Origin of the sequence: Stenotrophomonas sp. 704A1 (assembly GCF_030549525.1) — a bacterium.
Lineage (GTDB): Bacteria > Pseudomonadota > Gammaproteobacteria > Xanthomonadales > Xanthomonadaceae > Stenotrophomonas > Stenotrophomonas tuberculopleuritidis.
Window position 1 is genome coordinate 1,922,816 of the sequence record NZ_CP130831.1, and the last position, 18,038, is coordinate 1,940,853.

Here is an 18,038-nt window from a genome sequence, read left to right on the forward strand (position 1 = left end):
CCCCTTGATGTACCCCCACCGATTCATGGATGGAAACGAATTGTCCCAGCTTGCCGCGGGCAATAAAAAAGCCCGGTACCCTTGTGATGCGGGGGGTTCCGGGCTTCTCCGGTTCTTGACGAACCGTTCGTTGGTGGAGGTGGGCTCTATCTCACGATGCCCGCAAGTTGTTGATACGGAAAGTGGTTTGGCACGTCGCTGAAGACGCATGCCCCCAATGATGCCCCCGCCTACGCCGCCCTTAACCGGTTCGATTCCTCTGGGTCGGGTGGCGACCGCTCCGCCAGACGCTCGGCCTGCCAGGCGTCTACCTCCGCTTCAACCCAGGCAACCATGCCCTCTCCGAGAGGAACCGCAGCCGGGAACGTCCGTTCATGGATCCGCTTGTAGATGGTGGTCTTGCTCAGGCCAGTGCGGCGCCGGACCTCCGGCATCCGAATGAAGACGAGCGGGGTTGGGCTCGCCATGATGTTGTCGCTCATGCTTCCTCCTTCGGCGCGCCGGCGGCGGCCAGATTGGTGCCGCGGCGGCGGCGTTTCGATACGGGGGCCATGATCCGCTCGGCTTCGGCCCGGTGCTCACGGGAGAGTGCGATCAGCGCCGGGCCACGGGCCTCCCACGCGCGCACAGTGGCCTTGCTCGCCTTGGCGAGGTCCACACCCGACAGGCTAGCCAGCGCGTGGCCTACTTCGCGGAAGTCGGGCACCTCGAGAGCTTGTAGCAGGTCAGTCATGCGCGGCCCCCGTGGCAAGATGCGGCATCGTCCACAAGGAGATGGCCCGATGATTGCCGCTGAAGTGATGGTTCCGTGTATGTCCCTCTTGCCCAACTGCCGGTTGGACTGGACCGCACTCTCCGCAATTGGCGGTTGGGCTGCGGCCATCGCAACGTTCCTGGCCGTTTACGTCCCTGCCCGGAATTACAAGGCAGATAATGAACGTCGTGCAAAGCGAGAACGCCAAGTCTCGTTCGTTGAGATCAACAGGATTATTCCGAAGGTCCGAGATATTCGGGGGCAGGTGCGGACACTCCAGGCGAAGGTGGTCCCTGCGATTCCAGAGGTTCTGCGTAGGGGCAAGGCTGACTCCGCTGCAGTTGCCGATCTGCTGCGTGTGAAGGGGCAGGTTCCGTTCGTCATACTTTCGGAAGGCCTGGAAATGATCTCCATGGCCATATCGAATCTTCAGGCCAATCTCGACACCATCAATGATTACCTTGATGCTGGGGCGGAAATAAAGCTGTATGAGAACCATCAGTTTCACAGAATGGATGCTTATCAGCATGCGCTCCATAACACGGAGGTCGCCGCAAACAATGTGTTCCTCGCTATCAAGAAGTATGCGGGGATCGACTTCATCGGCGAGGAGCAGAACGGTCATGTGGCTCATGAGCCGTTCTCCGGATAGGCACATCGGTGGTGGTCGATCACAGCCTGCTCGGCGGAGCTCGCGCGGCTGTTGGCATACGCCCTGATCCCACCTGCGGTTTCAAGGAACTCTGTGTCCTTATTCGAGTTCGCAATGGTCCTAAGCGACTTCGCGGCAGCCCGCAGTGCGTCCCGCGTGCGCTGCAGCATTCGGGCGTCGGCCTGTGCTGCCTGCCATAACGGCTCAGCCCAGTGACCGGCCGGCGGCGGCGTGTAGCCCTGCGCTCCAACCATCAAGGTACCGGTGATCACGTCGCACACGCGGGCGCGGATACCTGCCGGGTCGGCATCGAGCGAGTAGGGCAGGTCCACGGCCTCGGCTTTTGGTGCGTGGGCGTTTCCCGGCAGCGGGGTGTCGAAGTGCAGGGCGTTCTTTGCCTCCTGCTTGGCGCGGATCTTCGCCATCACGTCGGGCTGGTTGATGCGAGCCAGCTCGGCGTCGCCAGCCGCGTGCATGTCGAGGCCCGCCACCCAGCAGTAGCCGGCCAGGGTGACCATGACGCCGCCGACTTCCTGCGCAGGCTCGCCGACCGGGCGGCCGAACACGTAGTCGACCAGGGTGGGGACGCGCGCGCTGTCGTAGCCGCGGGCCTGCAGCAGCTCCAGCACTTCCTCCAGCAGGCGGTCGCCGCGCTCGGTCATGTCGCTGTAAAGCGACGGCTGGAAGCACTGGCCCATCCATTCGGCCACGCCAGCTTGGAAGCTGGGCCTCACCTGCTCGCGTGTATCGCCAGCGCAAGACCTGCCCAAGTCGCAGTCCGGGCAGCAGATGTTGCGGCCTTCATCGTTCTGGCGAATCCCAGTTTGATCGCAGGCATCGCAGCCTTGCGGCAGAGCCCCCACCGGCTGGCGGGCGGCGAGTGCCGCACAAACCGCTTTGACCTGTTCGTACACCTCGTAGGGGATATCAGCCCTGCGGCGCTCAAACACTTCCAGGGCGATCGCCAATGCATCCCCCTGACCACCCGGGGAGGGCTGGGCGGAGAGGGCGGCTGGCTTCGCCACATACTGGTCTTCTTCGTTGATGATGAAAGGGTGGCCCTCCATCATCTGTTCGATGTTGACCAGCATCCGGCCGATCTGATCGTACTGAGCCGGGGTGTGCTCTCCCGCGCTGTCTTCGTACATGAGGTTGTCCCATGCTTTGCCAGCAAGGCGCAGGCTGGTCTCATCATGAATTCCTTCCTTCCAGTTGAAGGAAGGCTCGGCCTGATCCCCCAGCCTCACCCTCCCACCGAGCTTCACGTCCGCCAGGGTCTTGTTGTCGGTGGTCATGCGATCTTCTCCAGCAGGAAGTTGGTGTCGATGTGCCAGCCGGCCTCACGGGCTCCCAGCAGGCGCAGCTCGTTGGTGTCGAACTCGTCCAGACCGAGAAGCTTCGCGGCGAGCTCGATGTGGGTAGGGGAGATGGGCCGGTCGCGGTAGAAGAGGTCGTAGACGTTGTGCTTCGAGCAGCCCCAGGCGTCGGCCAGGTCCTGCATGCGCTTGCCTTCTTCCACCAGGTGCCGCTTCAGGTGCGCGCGCACGCTGTCGATCGACCTGGGGATGCGGATCGGGCGGCCACCGGCGGCCATGCCGTTGTGTGCGTGCTGGCGACGGGCGCTCATGCGGCTTCCTGCATCAGCGCCTTGACCAGCGCCTTTGCGGTGCGGTTCGGGACCGCGTTGCCGATCTGCTTGGTGATCTCGGTAGCGTTGCCGGCGAAGTCGTACACCTCGCCCTCGTCATCAAACGACGTGGCCCGGGCCAGCTCGCGCCAGTGCAGCATCCGGTAATTGATGTCGATGCGGACCTCGTCGGCGACGTCGGCTGCAGGAGTTGCCAGCTGGACGTGGCCTGTTGCAGTGACAGTCGGCATGGGGTCGTCGATGCTGTGGGTGCGCGGGGTCTGACCCGGGGCTTCGCCGAAGTTTGGAACCAGGAACGGCTCGGCCAGTGCCAGTGACTCGGAGCAGGTAATGGTGGGCATCGGCTCGCTGGCCAGCCGCATGTCGCCCGTCCGGCCGGTGCCGACGTTGCCGCGCATGACGATCGGTTCGACCAGCGCCATTTCGTTGGATCCGGTCAGCGCCGGCATCGGCGCGTCAGCATCCAGCACGCGGCTCACGGGATTGCGGCCGTCGCTGTCGCCGTGCCCTGCGCGCATAAGCACCGGCTCGGCCAGGCCGAAGCGGGCCTTAGTTGTCACCGAGGGCACCGGCTCGACCACCGACGACGCGGTCAGGCCCGAGCCGCCGCCGTAGTACGGAGCCACCAGCGGCACGGCGAGCGCCTGATCGCCGCCCTTGGCGGTGGTCACCGTACGGATCGGCTCAGCGGCAGAGCGCGGCACGCCGGCGCTGCTGGTGTTGGATGTGGGCACGATGATGGGCTCGATCAGGTGCGGCCGCGCGCCGTTGCCGCCGGTGGTGATCGTGGGCACCGGATTGTCGACGCTGCGCGCGCTCCCGCCGCTGGCATTGGCCATCACCAGAGGCTCCACCAGCTGCGGCCGAGCGCAGCCGGGGCGCTCGGCACCCGCGCCGCCGGTGGTGATTGTGGGCAGAGGCTGGTCCAGGTCGCGCGCGGCACCGCCGCTGCTGGTGGCCAGCACCAGCCCAACGTGGCTGCCGCCGGCGGTCAGCGTCGGCAGCGGCTCGTCGGCGGACTTCGCCGTGGCCTGCAGGTGCTGCTCGCTGGTGCCGCGCGGGTGGACCAGCATCGGGTCCGCGCTGACCAGGCCCAGAACCGCGGCCTCTGCGCGGCTGAACACCAGTCGCGGGGCCTGGCCGTCCAGCAGCGCCTGCACGGCATCGATGTAGGGCCGGGGCCAGCTGTACTTCACCGCGCCGGCCAGGATCCGCCGCAGCGTGTTCGGCTTCAGCGGCTTCGTGCGGGTGAAGATGCTCTTGCCGGTCATGGTCCAGTCGATGACCTCGCGTGCACCGCGCCAGCGCGGCCGGCTGCCCAGCAGGTCGGTACCGCCCACGCGGTCGTGCGTGAACTCCGGCCAGGACAGGCGCTTGCCGTCGCTGCGGCCGATCAGGAAGAAGCGGCGGCGGGTGGTCGGGTCGCCGAAGTCGGCGCAGCAGACGACCTTCCAGTCCACCTTGAATCCCACGGCCTCCAGCGCGGCAACCCACGCGCGGAAGTACTCTCCGCGGCGCGACTTGATGGGCCGGCCGGTGACAAGGCTGCACGGGCCCCAGTCCATGAACTCCGGCACGTTCTCCACCAGCACGCGGGCGACGCGCAGCTCGGTGCACCAGCGCACGACGTGCCATGGATCCATGCGCTGCTGGTCGTGCACCGGCCGGCCGCCGCGCGCGCGGCTGTGGAAGACGCAGGAAGGGGCAGCAGTGAGCAGGTCCAGGCGACCCTCGGGGACGATGGTGAGCGGCAGCGCCGATTCCAGGTCCGCACAGTGGATGCGGTCGGCGTGCTCCTTGTGGTTGCGGCGGTTGGTCTCGATGGCGACCGGCCAGTGGTTCACACCGATCATCTGCACCGGCAGGCCCAGCTGGCGCATGGCGCGGGCGGTTCCGTTGGACAGGCCGCCGGCGCCGCAGAACAGGTCGGCCACCAGCATCGGGCGGACCTTTCGCGCGACGCGGATCTCGGGGACGCGGGAGCCGTCAGCCATCAGAAGTCCTCCATGGCGAACAGGCGCGGGAAGGAGCCGCCGGCGGCGACCTCGATGGCCAGCTGCTCACGGAAGGTGCGCTTTTGGCCCGTCGGCCGGCCGTCTTCATCGCTGTCGGAGAAGTTGAGCGAGTCGAGGTCGGAATCGACCAGCTCCACGGCATCGGCCACGTCGCTGTCGTCCAGGCCGTAGGCCTCCTGTGCGGCCTTGACCACGGAAGCGAGGTCAGTGCCCATCCACCATTCGGACTCGGTGACGGCGAAGATCTTGATGGGTGCGGTATCAGTCACGGGATGCTCCTGTCAGTTCGGCGCGCAGCTGCTCAACGCGCGTGCGCCAGTAGTCGATGGTTTCGTCGCTGCTGCTGCGCAGCGTTTCGTGGTGCCCGAGGGCAGTTGCAGCGGTGATCAGGTCGGTAACCAAGCCCGGCCGCGTGGTGCTGGTGCTGCCGCCGGCGCGCAGCTCGGCCACCTCGGCCTGCAGCTGCTCGATGTTGTCGTTAGCCTGGGCCAGCCACTGCCGATAGGCGTCCTTCGTCGGCTGCCGCATGCGACACGGAACGCCCGGATCCTTCGGCGCCGGCACCAGCACCAGGCCGCTCACCCCCGGGCCTCGCGGCGGGCTTCCGCGAGGATCTCGCGCAGGTCGTCCTGCACCTTGCGGTCCTCGCCCAGGGCGACAGCGGCGGCCAGAGCGCGCTCTAGCGCGTAGACCCGGTCGTTCGGATGGATGTAGGTCATGGCAGAATCGGCTCCAACATGGACAGGGAGGAAGTGCGATGGCGATATGCCCGCTCGCAGTCGATTGGGGGAACGTGGCCGACTGGGCTGCGGTTGTGGTGGGCGCACTGGCGGCCGGCGGTACCATCGGGGTCGCGGTACTGGCAAACCGAACGTCTAAGCGAGCGGCTGCTATTGCGGAGGAGGCGACGAAAATCGCTGCTCAACAGCATGGCGAGGCAGTGAAGCTGCGCGAGGAGAACGCGCGAATCATTGGCAGGATCCTGCTGTACGAGGTCACGGCATTGCCTGCGCGGATGGCCGTGATGGTCAGAGATCTCGACGCTGGCATTGACTTGCAAAACCGACAGATACTCGATGGCGGCGCGATGACCCGTGCTCTCGATGAGGCAGAGCGTGCTCTGCTGCCTGGGGCAGAGCGCGTCGAGGACCGAATCCACAACCTGCCGGACAGCATTGGGGCAGACCTGGCCACCCTGATCGGTGGCAGTCGAACCCTCGGGGAGTTGGTTCGAAAGATTCGCGATCGGGTGGTCAAGCCTAGTGGCGTAAATCCTAGGTGGCGGTACGCAGGCGAGTACGCGGACTTCCAGCTTCTGCTTGGGCAGCTGGAATGGCTGCACGGAATAAGCGAACAGTTTGCTGCCGAGTTTCGAGAGTTTGTCGGGGTCGCGCCTGACGAGAATTTCGGTCCAGACGAGCCGGAAGAGCGGTAGGGGAGTGCTCACGCCGCAACCCCCATCGCCATCAGGTCGACGTCGTCCACCTTGTCGCGCAGGTAGCGGCGCGCGCGGCACAGGCGGCTGGCGATCACGGCGCGGTCTTCATGGGCAAAGAAGGTCTCCGCGTGCATGTGCAGCGCACGGCGGTGGTCGCGCCGGTACAGGCGCCAGGTGACGGCGCTGCCGTCCGTGGTCGGGAACCGGCCCCAGGCGAAACCCAAGGTCTCCTTCGGCGCGCGGCGCGCGATGTGGCGGCTCATGCCTGCGCTCCCTTCTTCGCGGCGCGGCGACCGTGGCCACCTTCGACCACCTGCCGGCGGCTGATCGTGCTCTTGTCGATGCCGCTGGTGCCCAGGACCTGGACCTGTCCGCCAGCGGCGGCGAAGCGCGCCATGTCGCTGGCCAGCTTCTGCCGGTCCTGCTCCTTCTCGCGATCGGTGGCGCCACTGAAGACGGGCTTGACGTGGATGCTGGTCATGCTGCTGCTCCTTCGTAGACCCAGCGGCGCACTGTCCCGAACGGAACACCAAGCGCGGCGCTGATCTGGTTGACGGTGTTGCCGCTGGCCCGGAGCTGCCGGGCGCGGCGTTTGGTGGTGACCGGCCAGTACCGGCCGTGAGGCTGGCGCGGTACCGGCATTCCTTGGCAGCGGGCCATGTCCTGGACCGCGCGGGGCGAGCGCCCGAGGGCAGCCGCGACGGTCATCGCGTCGCGGCCCTCCATCTGGCGCAGAACCCGCAGTTCGCTGGTGCGCCAGAGTTCCATCAGGCGGCCAGCGGGTAGCTGTTGACCGCGTCCTGCAGGCCGTCGATCATGGCCCGGCACATGTCCGGGAACTGCGCCTGGTCGTACAGCTTGGCCGCGCCGGTGGCGTTGATCGGCTTGAACCCCAGCAGGGCCAGCCCATCGGCAGTGATCGAGAGCGGCGCGATGCGCGCGTTGATGTCGCCCAGCTTGATCTTGACCACCTCGCGCGGTGCGGCGGCCGGTGCCGGGGCGCTGGCCACTGCCGTCGGAGCGGCGCGCACCGGCGCCGCTGCCGGGGCGGCTGCCACCGGCCCGGTCTGCTGCTCGGTCGCTGCCGGCTGTTCCGCTTGAGCTGCCTGGGCGGCCTGCTCAGCTGCAGCAGCAGCTGCATCGTCAGCTGCCTTCTTCTGGGCGCGGGCCTCCTCCTCCTTACGGATCCTCTCGCGCTCGGCGTCCAAGCGCTCCTGCTCGGCCTGCTGGTGCTGGGAGATGCGCGCGGCCATCAGGTTGCGCAGATCCTCTGCCGCCTTCGTGGAGCACAGCTGCACCCGGTCCGGGAACAGGGCGGCATGCGTGCCCACCTCCATCTCCATGACGCGGATGTTGGCGCGGATGCGCTCGGCCGACTGGCTGGCGTCGACCTTGGCGTTCGCAGCAACCGCGTCCACCGCCTCCTGCATGCTGGCGAACGAGCGCTTGCCCTTCATGGCATCGCTGATATCTGCGATCAACGTCGCAGGCATGGGGATAGCGTGCTCGCCCAGGCTCTCGTTGATGGCCAGCACGTGCTGCTGCACTGCGCGGCGGGCGGCATTGCCGATCTCGGTGCGGCGCTCGTCCTTGCGGGTCTTGACGCGCTTCTCCAGCGCCAGGCGCTTGGAGCGGGCTTCATCGGCGATGGCGTCGATGGTCTTGAACAGCAGGTCGATGCTCTGGGTCTGGCTCAGGGCATGCTGCTTGGCGGCCTTCAGCTGCTCCTCGATATCGCCGCACCACTTCACCGTCTTCTCGGCATCCGCGAAGTCCTGGTCGCTGACCAGCTCGGTGCTGATGCCTTGGAACACGGCGATGGCCTGTTCCTTCCACTCGGCCAGATTCGACGCGGTGACCATGCCGGTCACTTCGATGCGCAGGGCCGGCATCTGGTCCGGCGCGCGGCCAGCGGCCACCGGCTCAGCCGCCGGCGCCGGGTCATAGGCCATCACGTCAGCATCGAACTGGGCCCAGCCGGCCACGATCTTGGCGCGCAGCTCGGGGTTCGGGATGTACCAGCAGTGACGCTCCTCAACCAGCTCGTCGCCGTTCCACTTCGATGCCATGAACAGCACGCGCTCGGCGCCGCTGACCATGGCGTGGTGTTCCATCTGCACCTGGTAGTGCAGCGGCAGGCAGGCGTCGCCGCCGTCCAGCGGCATGGCCAGACGCAGGTCGTCGTTGAGCGACTTGTGCTCAAAGGCCTTGTCCTCCAGCAGGGTCAGGCCGTCGAAGCTGGCCGAGAACTTGCCGTCTACGCCCACGCAGGGATACAGCTCCTCGCCGATGAGGCGCTCGGCCAGCGGCCGGGCCAGGTCTTCGAAGCGGTGACCGTCGGCGAAGCGCTGCAACGTGGCCGCGTCGTGCTCGATGGCTGCGCCGGTGGCGAACTCGCGCAGCAGCTGGCTGCGGGTCTTGTACGGGCTGCAGCCCATCATCGCCGGCGCATCACTGGCGTTGAAGTGGCTGGCGCGGTGGGCATGCCATTCCGGGGTGCCCTGGATCAGGTTCACGGTGCGCATGCTCAGCCCTCCACCGCGGTCTGGGTCAGGCCGCCGGCAGCGGCATCGCTCTGCGGCTCGCCGGCATCCGCCTCGTCCTTCGGCAGGTTGCGGATCTCCTGCAGCTGGTCAGCGGTGAAGCGAGCCTTCGTCTGCAGCATGGCGATCAGGTCATCGGCCGACTTCTTGCCGCTGGCGATGATGTCCCACCACTTCGGCAGGTTCGCCACGAAGTCGGCTTCGGAGTACAGCGGCAGCTGCTTGTCGGCCTGACCCTCGATGGCGGCACGCGCCGGCTCGCCGCTGGCAGCGCCTGCCTGCGGCACATCCATGATTTCCTCGGCAATGGGCATGCCGCGCAGGACGTCCGGGAAGACGTCGCGCAGAGCGAAGGCGCGGGCGCGCATCTGGCGCATACGCTTCGGGTACTGCGTCCACGGGCCGCTCTTACCCAGCAGGCCGGCCACCTTGGCGTCGTCCATGCTGAAGGTACGAACCTCCTCGGACTCGCCGCGGCGCTTCACCCGGCACACGGCCGCGCTACCGTCGTCGCCCTCGGTGATGTACTCGCACAGCGGAGAGCTGCGCACCAAGGCGATGACGGCGTCGCCCCACAGCGCGGGCCGGCCGTTGATGATGGCCAGGTTCTGGAGTGCCTGCAGCGGCTTCAGGCCAAGCTCGGCGCCCCACTGGATGGCGATGAGGCAGTTGGCCGGCTTTCCCTTGAAGTCCTTCGGGACCAGGTCGCTGTCGGCGAGGTAGTCGCAGAACGTCAGGGCCTGCTCGAAAGTCTGCGGGCTGAGGTCGAACTGCTGGCGCGGCTGCGCCGCGATGGCGGTCTGCGGCTGGTGCTGGGTGGCGGAAACGCTCATGTTCATGGATCTCCGGCCGGCATCGCCGGCGTTCTGGGAATTGGTACCGCTGTCGGGAGTCGAACCGAGGGACCGTCGTCCCCGAACCTCCGGGTTAAGTACCCGGTGCTCTACCGAGAGCTGCAGCGGTGTGGTTGCCGGTCTTTCCCGGCTGTCAGCGGCGTTGCATCCGCACCACTCGTTGACCCATGAGCTTTCGCTGGGGCGGGTTACGTCTCCCGCGCGGCCCGCTGCTGCAGCAGCCCCGCCGCCTGGGTTCGGTCAGGCGGCCTGCTGCTGCTCGGCGACCTTGTGGTACGGGTACTTCTGCGGGAACGGCTTGATGTACGCGCCGAAGTGCTTGCCGAGGGAGTCGGCGCCCTTGAACGCCTGGAACTCCTCGGCGCTGAAGTTGGCGTAGTGATAGAGCGAGCCGGGGCCGCGCTTGTCGCCATAGCCCCTGGTAAACCGGATCGCGAGGGTGTTGGAGCCTGCGTCGTGGCCGATGCTGTGGATCTGGCTCGACTGCACGTCGAACAGCGCGATGTGATTCCGTTCCGGCATGGTGCGGGTCATAGGTGTTCTCCTGGGCGGGTAGAGAGGTGGCCGTGCTTTCCGGGCTGTCAGCCCTGCGCCACAGGGGGAGGCGCAGGGCAGGCGGATCAGGCAGCGAGGTCTTCCTGCTGCGTGGCGTCGTTGGCCTGGCCGGGCTGCAGGGTCAGGACCACGTTTTCGCGGATCAGCGCTTCGGTCAGCTCGGCTACTTCGTCGGGGGTGACGCTGGCCGACGCCTTGAAGGTCAGCTCGACGCTACCGCCCTCCTTCGGGGCGATGACGAACTTCTTGAGCTTCACGTCCACCAGGAAGATCGGCTGCGTGTTGTCGAGCTCACCGTCGATCTGCAGCTCGAAGCCCTTGAATTCGTGGCCCACCTTGATGGGCTCCAGGCTCGGGATCTTGATCTCGGTCAAGTGGTCGCCGATGGTCGGCAGCGACTGCTGCTCGCCCTTGCCCGGCTTGCGGAACAGGGCCTTGCGCAGTTCCTTGTCGAAGTGGTCCAGCACCAGGTTGCTGGTGCTGGTGGTGATGGACAGATCGACCGCCAGGTGCCGCTCATCGCCGTGCTTCTCGATGCGCAGGTTCACGTTGGAGACGGCCGCCGGGTTGTTCTTCAGGTGGAACATGTGGACCTCGTCGGTTGAGCCGGCCGGGCCGGCAGTGGGTTACTGCAGGTCTTCCGCCGGAACCGGCGTGGCGGAGGTCGGGGACTGGATGCTTCTGCGGCGCTGGGCCAGCGCCTTCTCGGCGCGGAGCCATTCCCGAGAGGTCTGGTAGGCAGCTGCGGTCAGTACCGCACCGGCCGTCAGCAGCAACAGGTAGCTGCCGTGCACCACGGCCAGCAGCACGCAGGCGGCGGCGAAGCCGCAGATCTGTCCCCACATCAGCACCGGCGCGAGGATGTAGGCGAGGCGGCGGCTCACGACATCACCGCCTTCAACGTATCCTGGAAAATCAGCACGGAGGCGGCGCCGACGATGAGGCCTAACACCGCGCCGTAGGCCATGAACTCGACCGACATGCGGATGGTCTCCGCCTTCAGCAGATCCTCGAACCGGGAGGTGTCGTCGCTCATGCGGCCTCCGGCGGCGGAGTGCTGAACTCGTCGCGGAATTGGCGGCGCAGCTGCAGTGCGTTGTTGACGACAGCCAGGCCACGGTTGCCGCGGCGCTGCTCGGCGTTGAGGCGGCGGAACAGCGGCGCCGGACTCAGGCCAGTGCAGTCGATCGCGTCGCGCACGGCCTGGAACTCGCGGATCTGGCGAACGTTGGTGTTCATGCGGTTGCTCCTTCGGGTGCGTGCTGGTGGCTGGCGATGAGGCAGGCAATCTCGGCCCGTGCGGCGCGCAACCGGTCGCGGCGGTACTCCGCCCAATCGCAGACCCGGTCGGCGTGGATGTCGCGCTCGCCCTTCCGCGCGGCGGTACGGTCAGCACGGCTGCGGTGGCGGGAGAGGCTTCGGCTGATCACCTCGATTTCGTCGTCGAGGATCTGGAGAACGGCGGCGCTCATGCCGCGACCTGTGCCAGCAGATGGTCGATGGCGCCATTGGCGGACAGACCCTTGTCGTCGGCTACGTCCTCGACTTCCTCGTTGACGTAGGCGTCGCGGGCATCGCGGATCAGGGCCGCGAAGGCAGCGTCTTGGCAGGAATCGAGAAGGCGGGCAGCCTTGGCCCAGAAGGCAGGCGACTGGCAGCCGAACGTCTGCTCCAGCATGGTCGGGGCGGCGCGAAGGGCCTCCAGCGCCGTGCTGTCGACGGCAGCCTCAGCGGCGATGCGCGGGTCCTCACGGTTCTCCCAGGTTGCCTGGGCGCGGTGGGAAGCTGAATTGAGGGCGGTGTGGTCCATCTCGGGCTCCGGCGGTCCAGCACGGTGCTGGTCGACTGAGGCGAGATTAGGGGGCTAAACGGATCCTGTCAAGTGCGCTAAACCAACGGGCTAAACGGCTAGTTCGGTACCCCTACCGCGGCGAGCCGGATGCATGGTAGTTGAGCTGCCCTTAGGCGGTTGTCGTATTGCCCGATGCCAGACTGACCACAACGCAATGCTGGCATCGCACCTCTTGATTCTCCGGGGGCAAGGCTGGCAGCACGGCCGGTTGCTGACTTCAACGGGTTGAACATCTGGCCAAAAAAAAAGACCCCACATGTGCGGGGTCTCTTCGAATGCTCAGGAGCAAATGCCAGCAAGAAACGCAGCTGGCTTAAAGAGCGGAGTTCTCTTTCTTCTTGAACTCTTCAGCACATTGCTCGAAGTTCTTGTACTCGTAAGCCACCCTGATCTGTCCTATCCCGCTCACTCCGTTGTCCGCACTCGCCTCAATGAGGATCGTGGCGAGGTCATTGGGGAGCTCGAGCTTAGATGCAGACCATATGGAGTTAAGGTGCCGCTCTCCCTTGGAAAGCGCCATCATGAAATCTTCTGGATCATTCCAAATTGACCCACGCATGACTCTGTCCATGCCATCAGTAGGCGTCCCATACTTGGTGGCGAGCGCATCCCTGAGTTCTTCAAATTTGCTTCTCAGTTCCATGCCATAGCGGTTTGTACTGACATCACTGTAGGCAGAGAGCTTGCAGAGCCCATGCGTGCTAGAGACGACGTACGCGTACTGACTGAAGCCTGGATGAGGATTTGGCGCAGATCGGTACATGTAGAAGTAGTCATCCCGGTGCTCAGGTGACGCACCAATTGCCTTCTGCAACGCATCTGCCGAAATACCCATCTCTGTGCCAAAAGGTCCCGAGTACGTTTTCTTGGGCTCCTTCGTGGCGACCTCCGTCTTACCTTCCGGTTTTGAAGGTATTTCAGATGTGCCTGTCGGCTCTCCCTTGCTGCACGCAGCCAAGAAGAAGATAAGCGTCAAACATCCAACTCGTTTCATGACTTCCATTTCCCCCCTGGTTAAAATTCTTCGCCGCGCCGCATGATGGCACCGCCGACAACGCGTCCAGCGACGTGAAGCGTGTCGATCTCGTCCGTGGGTAACACCGCGCTTTGGTACTTTGTGTTGGTGCTTACGATGTGCAATCCATTAGGCAGCATTTGCAATCGTTTCACCATGGTGTAGCCGTTGAGATTTATCAGGTAAACGCCGTCGCCGTCGAAGTAATTGCGGGCGGTGTCGACCATCATCACATCACCCGTTCGGATATCCGGGTACATGGAATCCCCATGCACTGTGATGAGTTGAATGCGACCTTCCTCTGGAAGAAATCCGATCTGGCTTCGCACCTGCCACTCAGCGATATCAACCTCGCGAAGTACTGCAGGGAAGTCTTGATTCACTACGCCACCTCCGCCGGATGCCTGACCTTCCATCATGTGGAAGCGAACATACCCGGGGGGAATCTCAGGCGGGGAGACTGCCGGTCGCGTTGCCGCCTCTCCACGCATAGGCAGCTCACCATACAGGAGCCAGCGCGGCCGAACAGCTAGCGTGGAGCAGATGCTCTCAACAACGTGGGCCTTGATGTTCTCGGGCTGCACCTTCCCCTCGGTTTGCCACTGACTCACCTGGCCCTTGGTGGTGCCGGCGAGGGTGGCAATCTCTTGGAGTGAGCGGCCGGACTCACGTACAGCTAGAGCCATGCGGGCGGCGAATGTGTCTCTCATTTAGTGAGCTTAACGGCTAGTGCGTTTAGTGTGCTTGTACGAAGACGTTTAGCGAACTACACTGCGTCCATGGACATGACTAAACGCGCAGTACGGGAAGCCCTCGGCGGCAAAGACGCTGACGTGGCTCGCTTCTTCGGAGTGACGGCCGGTGCGGTTTCGCAATGGCCTGATGACGACTTGCTGCCAGAAGGCCGGCAATGGCAGGCGAGGGCGCTCCGTCCCGACCTGTTCGGTGACTTCCGGCAACCGCCGGCGAACGATCCCGAGCAGCACGACCAGGCTGCCTGACCGTGATCTATGCCCCTCTCCGGCTTTCCCGTGCGTGTGGTGACCGCGGGCCTGGCGCAGGAGAGGGGCGCCTTTCTTCCCTGAGTTGATTTCGTCCATGGCGCTGATGGTGCGCCGCAGTCGCCGCCCCGTCTCCAATCGAGAATACCGCCCATGAATGTCACCGATGCCGCCTACGACACCGTCCACCAGTACCCGGGCGGCAGCGAGGCCCTGGCGCCCAGGATGGGCATGTCCGCCGCGACCTTGCGCGGCAAGGTCAACCCGAATACCGACCGCAACCTGCTGAGCCTGCAGGAGGCGGATGCGCTTATGGCGCGCACCGGTGATTACCGGATCCTCCATGCGCTTGCTGCGACGCACGGGTTCGTGCTGCAGGCGAGTAACGCCCCGAAGGGCGGCACGATCATCACTGCCATGCTTGCCGCTCAGGCAGCCAAGGGTGATCTGGCCGAACTGGTGGCGGACGCGATGGCGGACGACCGAATCAGCGGCAACGAGTCCGATCGAATCACGCGCGGCGTCATGCAGGTGATCGTCAAGCTGCTGGAAGTGAGCCAGCACGCTGAGGCAGCGGCGGAGCGGGGTGGGGTATGAGCGTAACCCCGGCTCAGATCGCGGCAGTTAGCAGGCGTCGCCGGCGCCGAAAGGGCATAGCTTTTCTATCCCCTACCAATGGTGGATACCCTGTGAACGCAACAGAGAAAGCCCTCATCGCCGTCCGTTCCATCTGGCACATCGCTGGCTGTCAGCAGCTGTTGAAGGAGGGGGCATGAGCATTCAGTTCTCCTGGCAGTCCGCTGTCACGAAGTCCGAGCTGGAGGGCTCGACCAAGCTGGTGCTGCTGGTGATCGGCACGTACATGAACCAGCACGGCGATGGCGCATTCCCGTCGTATCGCACCATCGCGGCCGGGGCTTCGCTGAACCGTGCGACCGTGATTCGCCACGTGGATATCGCGGTCTCGCAGGGGTGGTTGAAGAAGAAAAGCCGGATCCGGATTGCTGGTGCGTCTGGTCGACTCGAAGCTGACTCGAACACGTACCAGATCGCCTTTCCGGTGGTCGCGGAGGACGACCAGGGTAGTCGCACAGAACGACCACCCCTAGTCGCACAGGGCGACCCTAACACCCCACCTTTAACACCCCAAGGAACACAAGAACCCCCCATACCCCCCAAGGGGGGCGACGACTTGGATTCCAAATCGAAGCCCGGTGCGAAGCCGAGGGCGAAGCGACTGAAGCGCGAGCTGATCACGTTCCCGCAGTTCGTGGAGGCCTGCCGGGCAGCGGGCGAGCGGATGATCCGCGCTGACGACCCGATCTTCGACTTCGCTGAAGACGCCGGCATTCCGCGCGACTTCGTGGCGCTGGCCTGGCGCGAGTTTGCGATCAGACACCGCGACAGTGGCACGCAAAAGCGGGACTGGCGCGCCCACTTCCGCGATGCCATCCGCCGGAATTGGCTCAGGCTGTGGTGGTGTTCCCCTGCTGGCGGCTGCGAGCTGACGACCGCTGGAGTGCAGGTCAAGCGGGAGCGTGACGCCGAGCGCGAACGTGATCGGCAGGAGCAGCAGCTTCAGCAGGAAAAAGCCGCATGAGTGCCGTGCCCGTCTATCTGGACAACGTCGCCCAGCTGCGTGTGCCGCCGCATTCCGTGCCGGCCGAGCAGTCGGTCCTCGGCGCGCTGCTGCTGGTGGGCGAATCGCTGGCTCAGGTCCGCGACCAGCTGGCGCCGGAGGACTTCTACCGCCGCGAGAACCAGCTGATCTACCAGGGCATCTGCGGCGTGGCCGACCTGAAGCGCGAGGTGGACGTGGTGACCGTGGGCGACTGGATCACGGCCAACGTCGAGATCGGCGCGCAGGAGCTGGTGGCCACCGTCTACGACCTGGCAGGCAGCACGCCCTCCGCGGCAAACGTGCGCGCCTATGCCGAGATCGTGCGCAACAAGGCGCTGCTGCGGCAGCTGATCGAGGCCACCACCGACATCGCCGACAGCGCCTACAGCGCCAGCGACGACGAGGCGGAGGAGGTCGTGTCCGCCTCGGCGACGAAGCTGGCCAGCCTGACCGTGAAGTCGAGCGGCAGCGGCGGTCTGGTGATGGTGCGCAGCGGCGTCCAGAAAGCCTGGGACGAAATGGAAGCGCGCTTCCACGGAGAGGGCACGCAGGGCCTAGTGCCGAAGTGGAACAGCGTGCGCCGGAAGATCCCGTATCTGGAGCCTACCGACCTGATGGTGCTGGGCGCACGCCCGGCCATGGGCAAGACCGCCCACGCCCTGAACTGGGCCGAGGACGCGGCTGCCGGCGGCAGGAACGTCGCCGCCTTCAGCCTGGAGATGTCCGCTTCCCAGTGGAGCCTGCGCCTCATGGCCGCGCACGCAGGCGTCGACCTCAACCGCATGCGCGAGAAGGGCGCGCTGGACAATGACGAGTGGGCACGGCTCTCGCAGGCCCGAAATTACATCCAGTCGCTGCCGCTGGCCATCGATGACTGCGGCGCGCTGTCGGTTGATGCCTTGGCAGCGCGTGCATCCCGCATGCACGCCAAGGTGCCCGGCGGCCTGGGCCTGATCGTCGTGGACTACCTGCAGCTACTGACAGGTAAGGCCAAGTCGGATAACCGGAACGAGGAGGTGTCGTACATCTCGCGCCGGCTGAAGGGTCTGGCCAAGGAGCTGCACTGCCCGGTCATGGCGCTGTCGCAGCTCAACCGCGGCGTGGAGAGCAAGACCGACAAGCGCCCGAGCATGGCCGACCTTCGCGAATCCGGTGCCATTGAGCAGGACGCCGACGTGATCGCCTTCCTGTACCGCGACGACTACTACAGCAAGGACGCCTGCGGTGCCCCAGGGATCTCCGAACTGATCGTGGCCAAGAACCGCCAGGGCGAGACCGGCACCTGCTACCTGCAGCACAGGCTGCAGTGCAGTGCCTTCGATGACTACAGCGGCCCCCGGCCGAACTACAGCCTCAAGGGCGTGGCCACTGCTGGCGGTGGCGACGACGACTTCGATGTCCCGTCGCCCGGCCGCCGCCGGCGCAGCCGCCGCGACATGGCCGCAGGAGATGACGCATGACCGCGATGACAGCAGCTGCGCGCAAGATCCGCGCGAAGCGGGCCAGCCGGCCCATCTACGCCCTTTGCCTGCGCCTGGTCGATCCGGCCACGGGCGAGGAAATCGGCGCGTTCGCCCCGAGCAACGACATCGATCGCAGGCTGGCCAAGGACCGTGGCTACCGCGTTGGCCATGAGTACCGGCTGGAGATCAAGGCGTCGCGCAATGCCGCGTTCCATCGCCTGGCTCACGTCATCGGTCACCTGCTGGTCGACAACGTTGAGGCGTTCCGCGACCTGGACGCGCATGCCGCGCTGAAGCAGGTGCAGCTGGAGTCGGGGATCTGCTGCGAGATGGTGGAGATGGACGCCAGCCCGGTGGTGAAGGCGCTGCTGGATGCCGCAGAGACGGTTCTGGGCGCGGGCGCGCGAAAGGTGCTGGCGGCGGTGCTGCCGGAGATTCGGACCATCCCGGTGAAGGTGGCCCAGTCCCTGGCCTTCGATTCGATGGAGGAGGAGGACTTCGCCGCCTTCTTCAAGGGCATCACTGCCTGGATCGGTGACCACTACGCGCAGGTCATGCTGGACGACGTACGCGCGGACTACTGGCGAATGGTCCATGGCAGGCTGCAGGGGAGGGCAGCATGACCTG

The 18,038-nt window shown here is 65.6% G+C and carries 29 protein-coding genes and 1 tRNA gene; 6 read left to right on the plus strand and 24 right to left on the minus strand.

Going from position 1 to position 18,038, the window contains the following annotated elements; all coding sequences use genetic code 11:
• Positions 1 to 230 precede the first annotated feature (230 nt).
• Both Q5Z10_RS09115 and Q5Z10_RS09120 read right to left on the minus strand, forming a co-directional pair.
• On the minus strand, positions 231 to 482 hold the full coding sequence (locus Q5Z10_RS09115; RefSeq protein WP_303638766.1) for a helix-turn-helix transcriptional regulator: 252 nt from the start codon (positions 480 to 482) through the stop codon (positions 231 to 233).
• The gene (locus Q5Z10_RS09120; RefSeq protein ID WP_303638767.1) at positions 479 to 733 is read right to left on the minus strand and encodes a hypothetical protein; all 255 of its coding nucleotides are present in this window, start codon (positions 731 to 733) and stop codon (positions 479 to 481) included. Before Q5Z10_RS09120 ends, Q5Z10_RS09115 begins: the two co-directional genes overlap by 4 nt.
• A gap of 49 nt (positions 734 to 782) precedes the next feature.
• Here Q5Z10_RS09120 and Q5Z10_RS09125 point away from each other — a divergent pair, with 49 nt between their 5' ends.
• Positions 783 to 1,406: a hypothetical protein gene (locus Q5Z10_RS09125; protein ID WP_303638768.1), complete on the plus strand. Its 624-nt coding sequence runs from the start codon at positions 783 to 785 to the stop codon at positions 1,404 to 1,406.
• Here the strand turns inward: Q5Z10_RS09125 and Q5Z10_RS09130 are convergent.
• From Q5Z10_RS09130 to Q5Z10_RS09155, 6 genes are read right to left on the minus strand one after another with little or no spacing between them, the layout of a single operon-like run.
• Entirely contained in the window at positions 1,385 to 2,701 is a 1,317-nt protein-coding gene (locus Q5Z10_RS09130; protein WP_303638769.1) for a hypothetical protein, read from the minus strand. The genes Q5Z10_RS09125 and Q5Z10_RS09130 overlap by 22 nt on opposite strands.
• Complete coding sequence (locus Q5Z10_RS09135; RefSeq protein ID WP_303638770.1) at positions 2,698 to 3,033, minus strand: hypothetical protein; 336 nt, start codon at positions 3,031 to 3,033, stop codon at positions 2,698 to 2,700. Before Q5Z10_RS09135 ends, Q5Z10_RS09130 begins: the two co-directional genes overlap by 4 nt.
• Positions 3,030 to 5,048: a DNA cytosine methyltransferase gene (locus Q5Z10_RS09140; protein ID WP_303638771.1), complete on the minus strand. Its 2,019-nt coding sequence runs from the start codon at positions 5,046 to 5,048 to the stop codon at positions 3,030 to 3,032. Before Q5Z10_RS09140 ends, Q5Z10_RS09135 begins: the two co-directional genes overlap by 4 nt.
• Entirely contained in the window at positions 5,048 to 5,338 is a 291-nt protein-coding gene (locus Q5Z10_RS09145; protein WP_303638772.1) for a hypothetical protein, read from the minus strand. Before Q5Z10_RS09145 ends, Q5Z10_RS09140 begins: the two co-directional genes overlap by 1 nt.
• The gene (locus Q5Z10_RS09150; RefSeq protein WP_303638773.1) at positions 5,331 to 5,597 is read right to left on the minus strand and encodes a hypothetical protein; all 267 of its coding nucleotides are present in this window, start codon (positions 5,595 to 5,597) and stop codon (positions 5,331 to 5,333) included. The genes Q5Z10_RS09145 and Q5Z10_RS09150 overlap by 8 nt, the downstream gene beginning before the upstream one ends.
• A gap of 50 nt (positions 5,598 to 5,647) precedes the next feature.
• Positions 5,648 to 5,788, minus strand: coding sequence for a hypothetical protein (locus Q5Z10_RS09155; protein WP_303638774.1), 141 nt, complete (start codon positions 5,786 to 5,788; stop codon positions 5,648 to 5,650).
• A gap of 74 nt (positions 5,789 to 5,862) precedes the next feature.
• On the opposite strand from Q5Z10_RS09155, the gene Q5Z10_RS09160 reads away from it, so the two are divergent.
• The gene (locus tag Q5Z10_RS09160; RefSeq protein ID WP_303638775.1) at positions 5,863 to 6,504 is read left to right on the plus strand and encodes a hypothetical protein; all 642 of its coding nucleotides are present in this window, start codon (positions 5,863 to 5,865) and stop codon (positions 6,502 to 6,504) included.
• Positions 6,505 to 6,512: 8 nt separating this feature from the next.
• Here the strand turns inward: Q5Z10_RS09160 and Q5Z10_RS09165 are convergent, their stop codons facing one another.
• From Q5Z10_RS09165 to Q5Z10_RS09240, 16 genes are all read right to left on the minus strand, one after another.
• Complete coding sequence (locus Q5Z10_RS09165) at positions 6,513 to 6,770, minus strand: CREC-EF hand family protein (RefSeq protein ID WP_303638776.1); 258 nt, start codon at positions 6,768 to 6,770, stop codon at positions 6,513 to 6,515.
• The gene (locus Q5Z10_RS09170) at positions 6,767 to 6,988 is read right to left on the minus strand and encodes a hypothetical protein (RefSeq protein ID WP_303638777.1); all 222 of its coding nucleotides are present in this window, start codon (positions 6,986 to 6,988) and stop codon (positions 6,767 to 6,769) included. Before Q5Z10_RS09170 ends, Q5Z10_RS09165 begins: the two co-directional genes overlap by 4 nt.
• The gene (locus Q5Z10_RS09175; protein WP_164242555.1) at positions 6,985 to 7,275 is read right to left on the minus strand and encodes a hypothetical protein; all 291 of its coding nucleotides are present in this window, start codon (positions 7,273 to 7,275) and stop codon (positions 6,985 to 6,987) included. Before Q5Z10_RS09175 ends, Q5Z10_RS09170 begins: the two co-directional genes overlap by 4 nt.
• Positions 7,275 to 9,032, minus strand: a complete 1,758-nt coding sequence (locus tag Q5Z10_RS09180) for a YqaJ viral recombinase family protein (protein ID WP_303638778.1) — start codon at positions 9,030 to 9,032, stop codon at positions 7,275 to 7,277. The genes Q5Z10_RS09175 and Q5Z10_RS09180 overlap by 1 nt, the downstream gene beginning before the upstream one ends.
• A 2-nt stretch (positions 9,033 to 9,034) precedes the next feature.
• Complete coding sequence (locus tag Q5Z10_RS09185) at positions 9,035 to 9,883, minus strand: recombinase family protein (RefSeq protein ID WP_303638779.1); 849 nt, start codon at positions 9,881 to 9,883, stop codon at positions 9,035 to 9,037.
• A 41-nt stretch (positions 9,884 to 9,924) separates the two neighbouring features.
• A tRNA-Lys gene (locus Q5Z10_RS09190) sits at positions 9,925 to 10,013 on the minus strand.
• Between the two features lie 131 nt (positions 10,014 to 10,144).
• The gene (locus Q5Z10_RS09195; protein WP_303638780.1) at positions 10,145 to 10,438 is read right to left on the minus strand and encodes a KTSC domain-containing protein; all 294 of its coding nucleotides are present in this window, start codon (positions 10,436 to 10,438) and stop codon (positions 10,145 to 10,147) included.
• An 86-nt stretch (positions 10,439 to 10,524) separates the two neighbouring features.
• The gene (locus Q5Z10_RS09200; RefSeq protein WP_303638781.1) at positions 10,525 to 11,046 is read right to left on the minus strand and encodes a hypothetical protein; all 522 of its coding nucleotides are present in this window, start codon (positions 11,044 to 11,046) and stop codon (positions 10,525 to 10,527) included.
• 39 nt (positions 11,047 to 11,085) lie between these two features.
• Positions 11,086 to 11,343 (minus strand): hypothetical protein, encoded by a 258-nt coding sequence (locus Q5Z10_RS09205; protein WP_303638782.1) that lies wholly within the window; start codon positions 11,341 to 11,343, stop codon positions 11,086 to 11,088.
• Complete coding sequence (locus Q5Z10_RS09210; protein WP_303638783.1) at positions 11,340 to 11,495, minus strand: hypothetical protein; 156 nt, start codon at positions 11,493 to 11,495, stop codon at positions 11,340 to 11,342. The genes Q5Z10_RS09205 and Q5Z10_RS09210 overlap by 4 nt, the downstream gene beginning before the upstream one ends.
• Entirely contained in the window at positions 11,492 to 11,698 is a 207-nt protein-coding gene (locus Q5Z10_RS09215; protein WP_303638784.1) for a hypothetical protein, read from the minus strand. The genes Q5Z10_RS09210 and Q5Z10_RS09215 overlap by 4 nt, the downstream gene beginning before the upstream one ends.
• On the minus strand, positions 11,695 to 11,931 hold the full coding sequence (locus Q5Z10_RS09220) for a hypothetical protein (RefSeq protein ID WP_303638785.1): 237 nt from the start codon (positions 11,929 to 11,931) through the stop codon (positions 11,695 to 11,697). The genes Q5Z10_RS09215 and Q5Z10_RS09220 overlap by 4 nt, the downstream gene beginning before the upstream one ends.
• Positions 11,928 to 12,269 (minus strand): hypothetical protein, encoded by a 342-nt coding sequence (locus Q5Z10_RS09225; RefSeq protein WP_303638786.1) that lies wholly within the window; start codon positions 12,267 to 12,269, stop codon positions 11,928 to 11,930. Before Q5Z10_RS09225 ends, Q5Z10_RS09220 begins: the two co-directional genes overlap by 4 nt.
• Positions 12,270 to 12,624: 355 nt before the next feature.
• Complete coding sequence (locus tag Q5Z10_RS09230) at positions 12,625 to 13,305, minus strand: hypothetical protein (RefSeq protein WP_303638787.1); 681 nt, start codon at positions 13,303 to 13,305, stop codon at positions 12,625 to 12,627.
• Between the two features lie 20 nt (positions 13,306 to 13,325).
• The gene (locus Q5Z10_RS09235; RefSeq protein ID WP_303638788.1) at positions 13,326 to 14,036 is read right to left on the minus strand and encodes a S24 family peptidase; all 711 of its coding nucleotides are present in this window, start codon (positions 14,034 to 14,036) and stop codon (positions 13,326 to 13,328) included.
• A 48-nt stretch (positions 14,037 to 14,084) separates the two neighbouring features.
• Positions 14,085 to 14,426, minus strand: a complete 342-nt coding sequence (locus tag Q5Z10_RS09240) for a hypothetical protein (RefSeq protein WP_303638789.1) — start codon at positions 14,424 to 14,426, stop codon at positions 14,085 to 14,087.
• 54 nt (positions 14,427 to 14,480) lie between these two features.
• Here Q5Z10_RS09240 and Q5Z10_RS09245 point away from each other — a divergent pair, with 54 nt between their 5' ends.
• The 4 genes from Q5Z10_RS09245 (at position 14,481) to Q5Z10_RS09260 (ending at position 18,034) form a co-directional block, all read left to right on the plus strand.
• The gene (locus tag Q5Z10_RS09245; RefSeq protein ID WP_303638790.1) at positions 14,481 to 14,924 is read left to right on the plus strand and encodes a phage regulatory CII family protein; all 444 of its coding nucleotides are present in this window, start codon (positions 14,481 to 14,483) and stop codon (positions 14,922 to 14,924) included.
• A gap of 175 nt (positions 14,925 to 15,099) precedes the next feature.
• Positions 15,100 to 15,927, plus strand: coding sequence for a helix-turn-helix domain-containing protein (locus tag Q5Z10_RS09250; protein WP_303638791.1), 828 nt, complete (start codon positions 15,100 to 15,102; stop codon positions 15,925 to 15,927).
• Entirely contained in the window at positions 15,924 to 17,408 is a 1,485-nt protein-coding gene (dnaB, locus tag Q5Z10_RS09255; protein ID WP_303638792.1) for a replicative DNA helicase, read from the plus strand. Before Q5Z10_RS09250 ends, dnaB begins: the two co-directional genes overlap by 4 nt.
• Complete coding sequence (locus Q5Z10_RS09260) at positions 17,405 to 18,034, plus strand: hypothetical protein (protein WP_303638793.1); 630 nt, start codon at positions 17,405 to 17,407, stop codon at positions 18,032 to 18,034. The genes dnaB and Q5Z10_RS09260 overlap by 4 nt, the downstream gene beginning before the upstream one ends.
• The last annotated feature ends 4 nt before the right edge of the window (positions 18,035 to 18,038 follow it).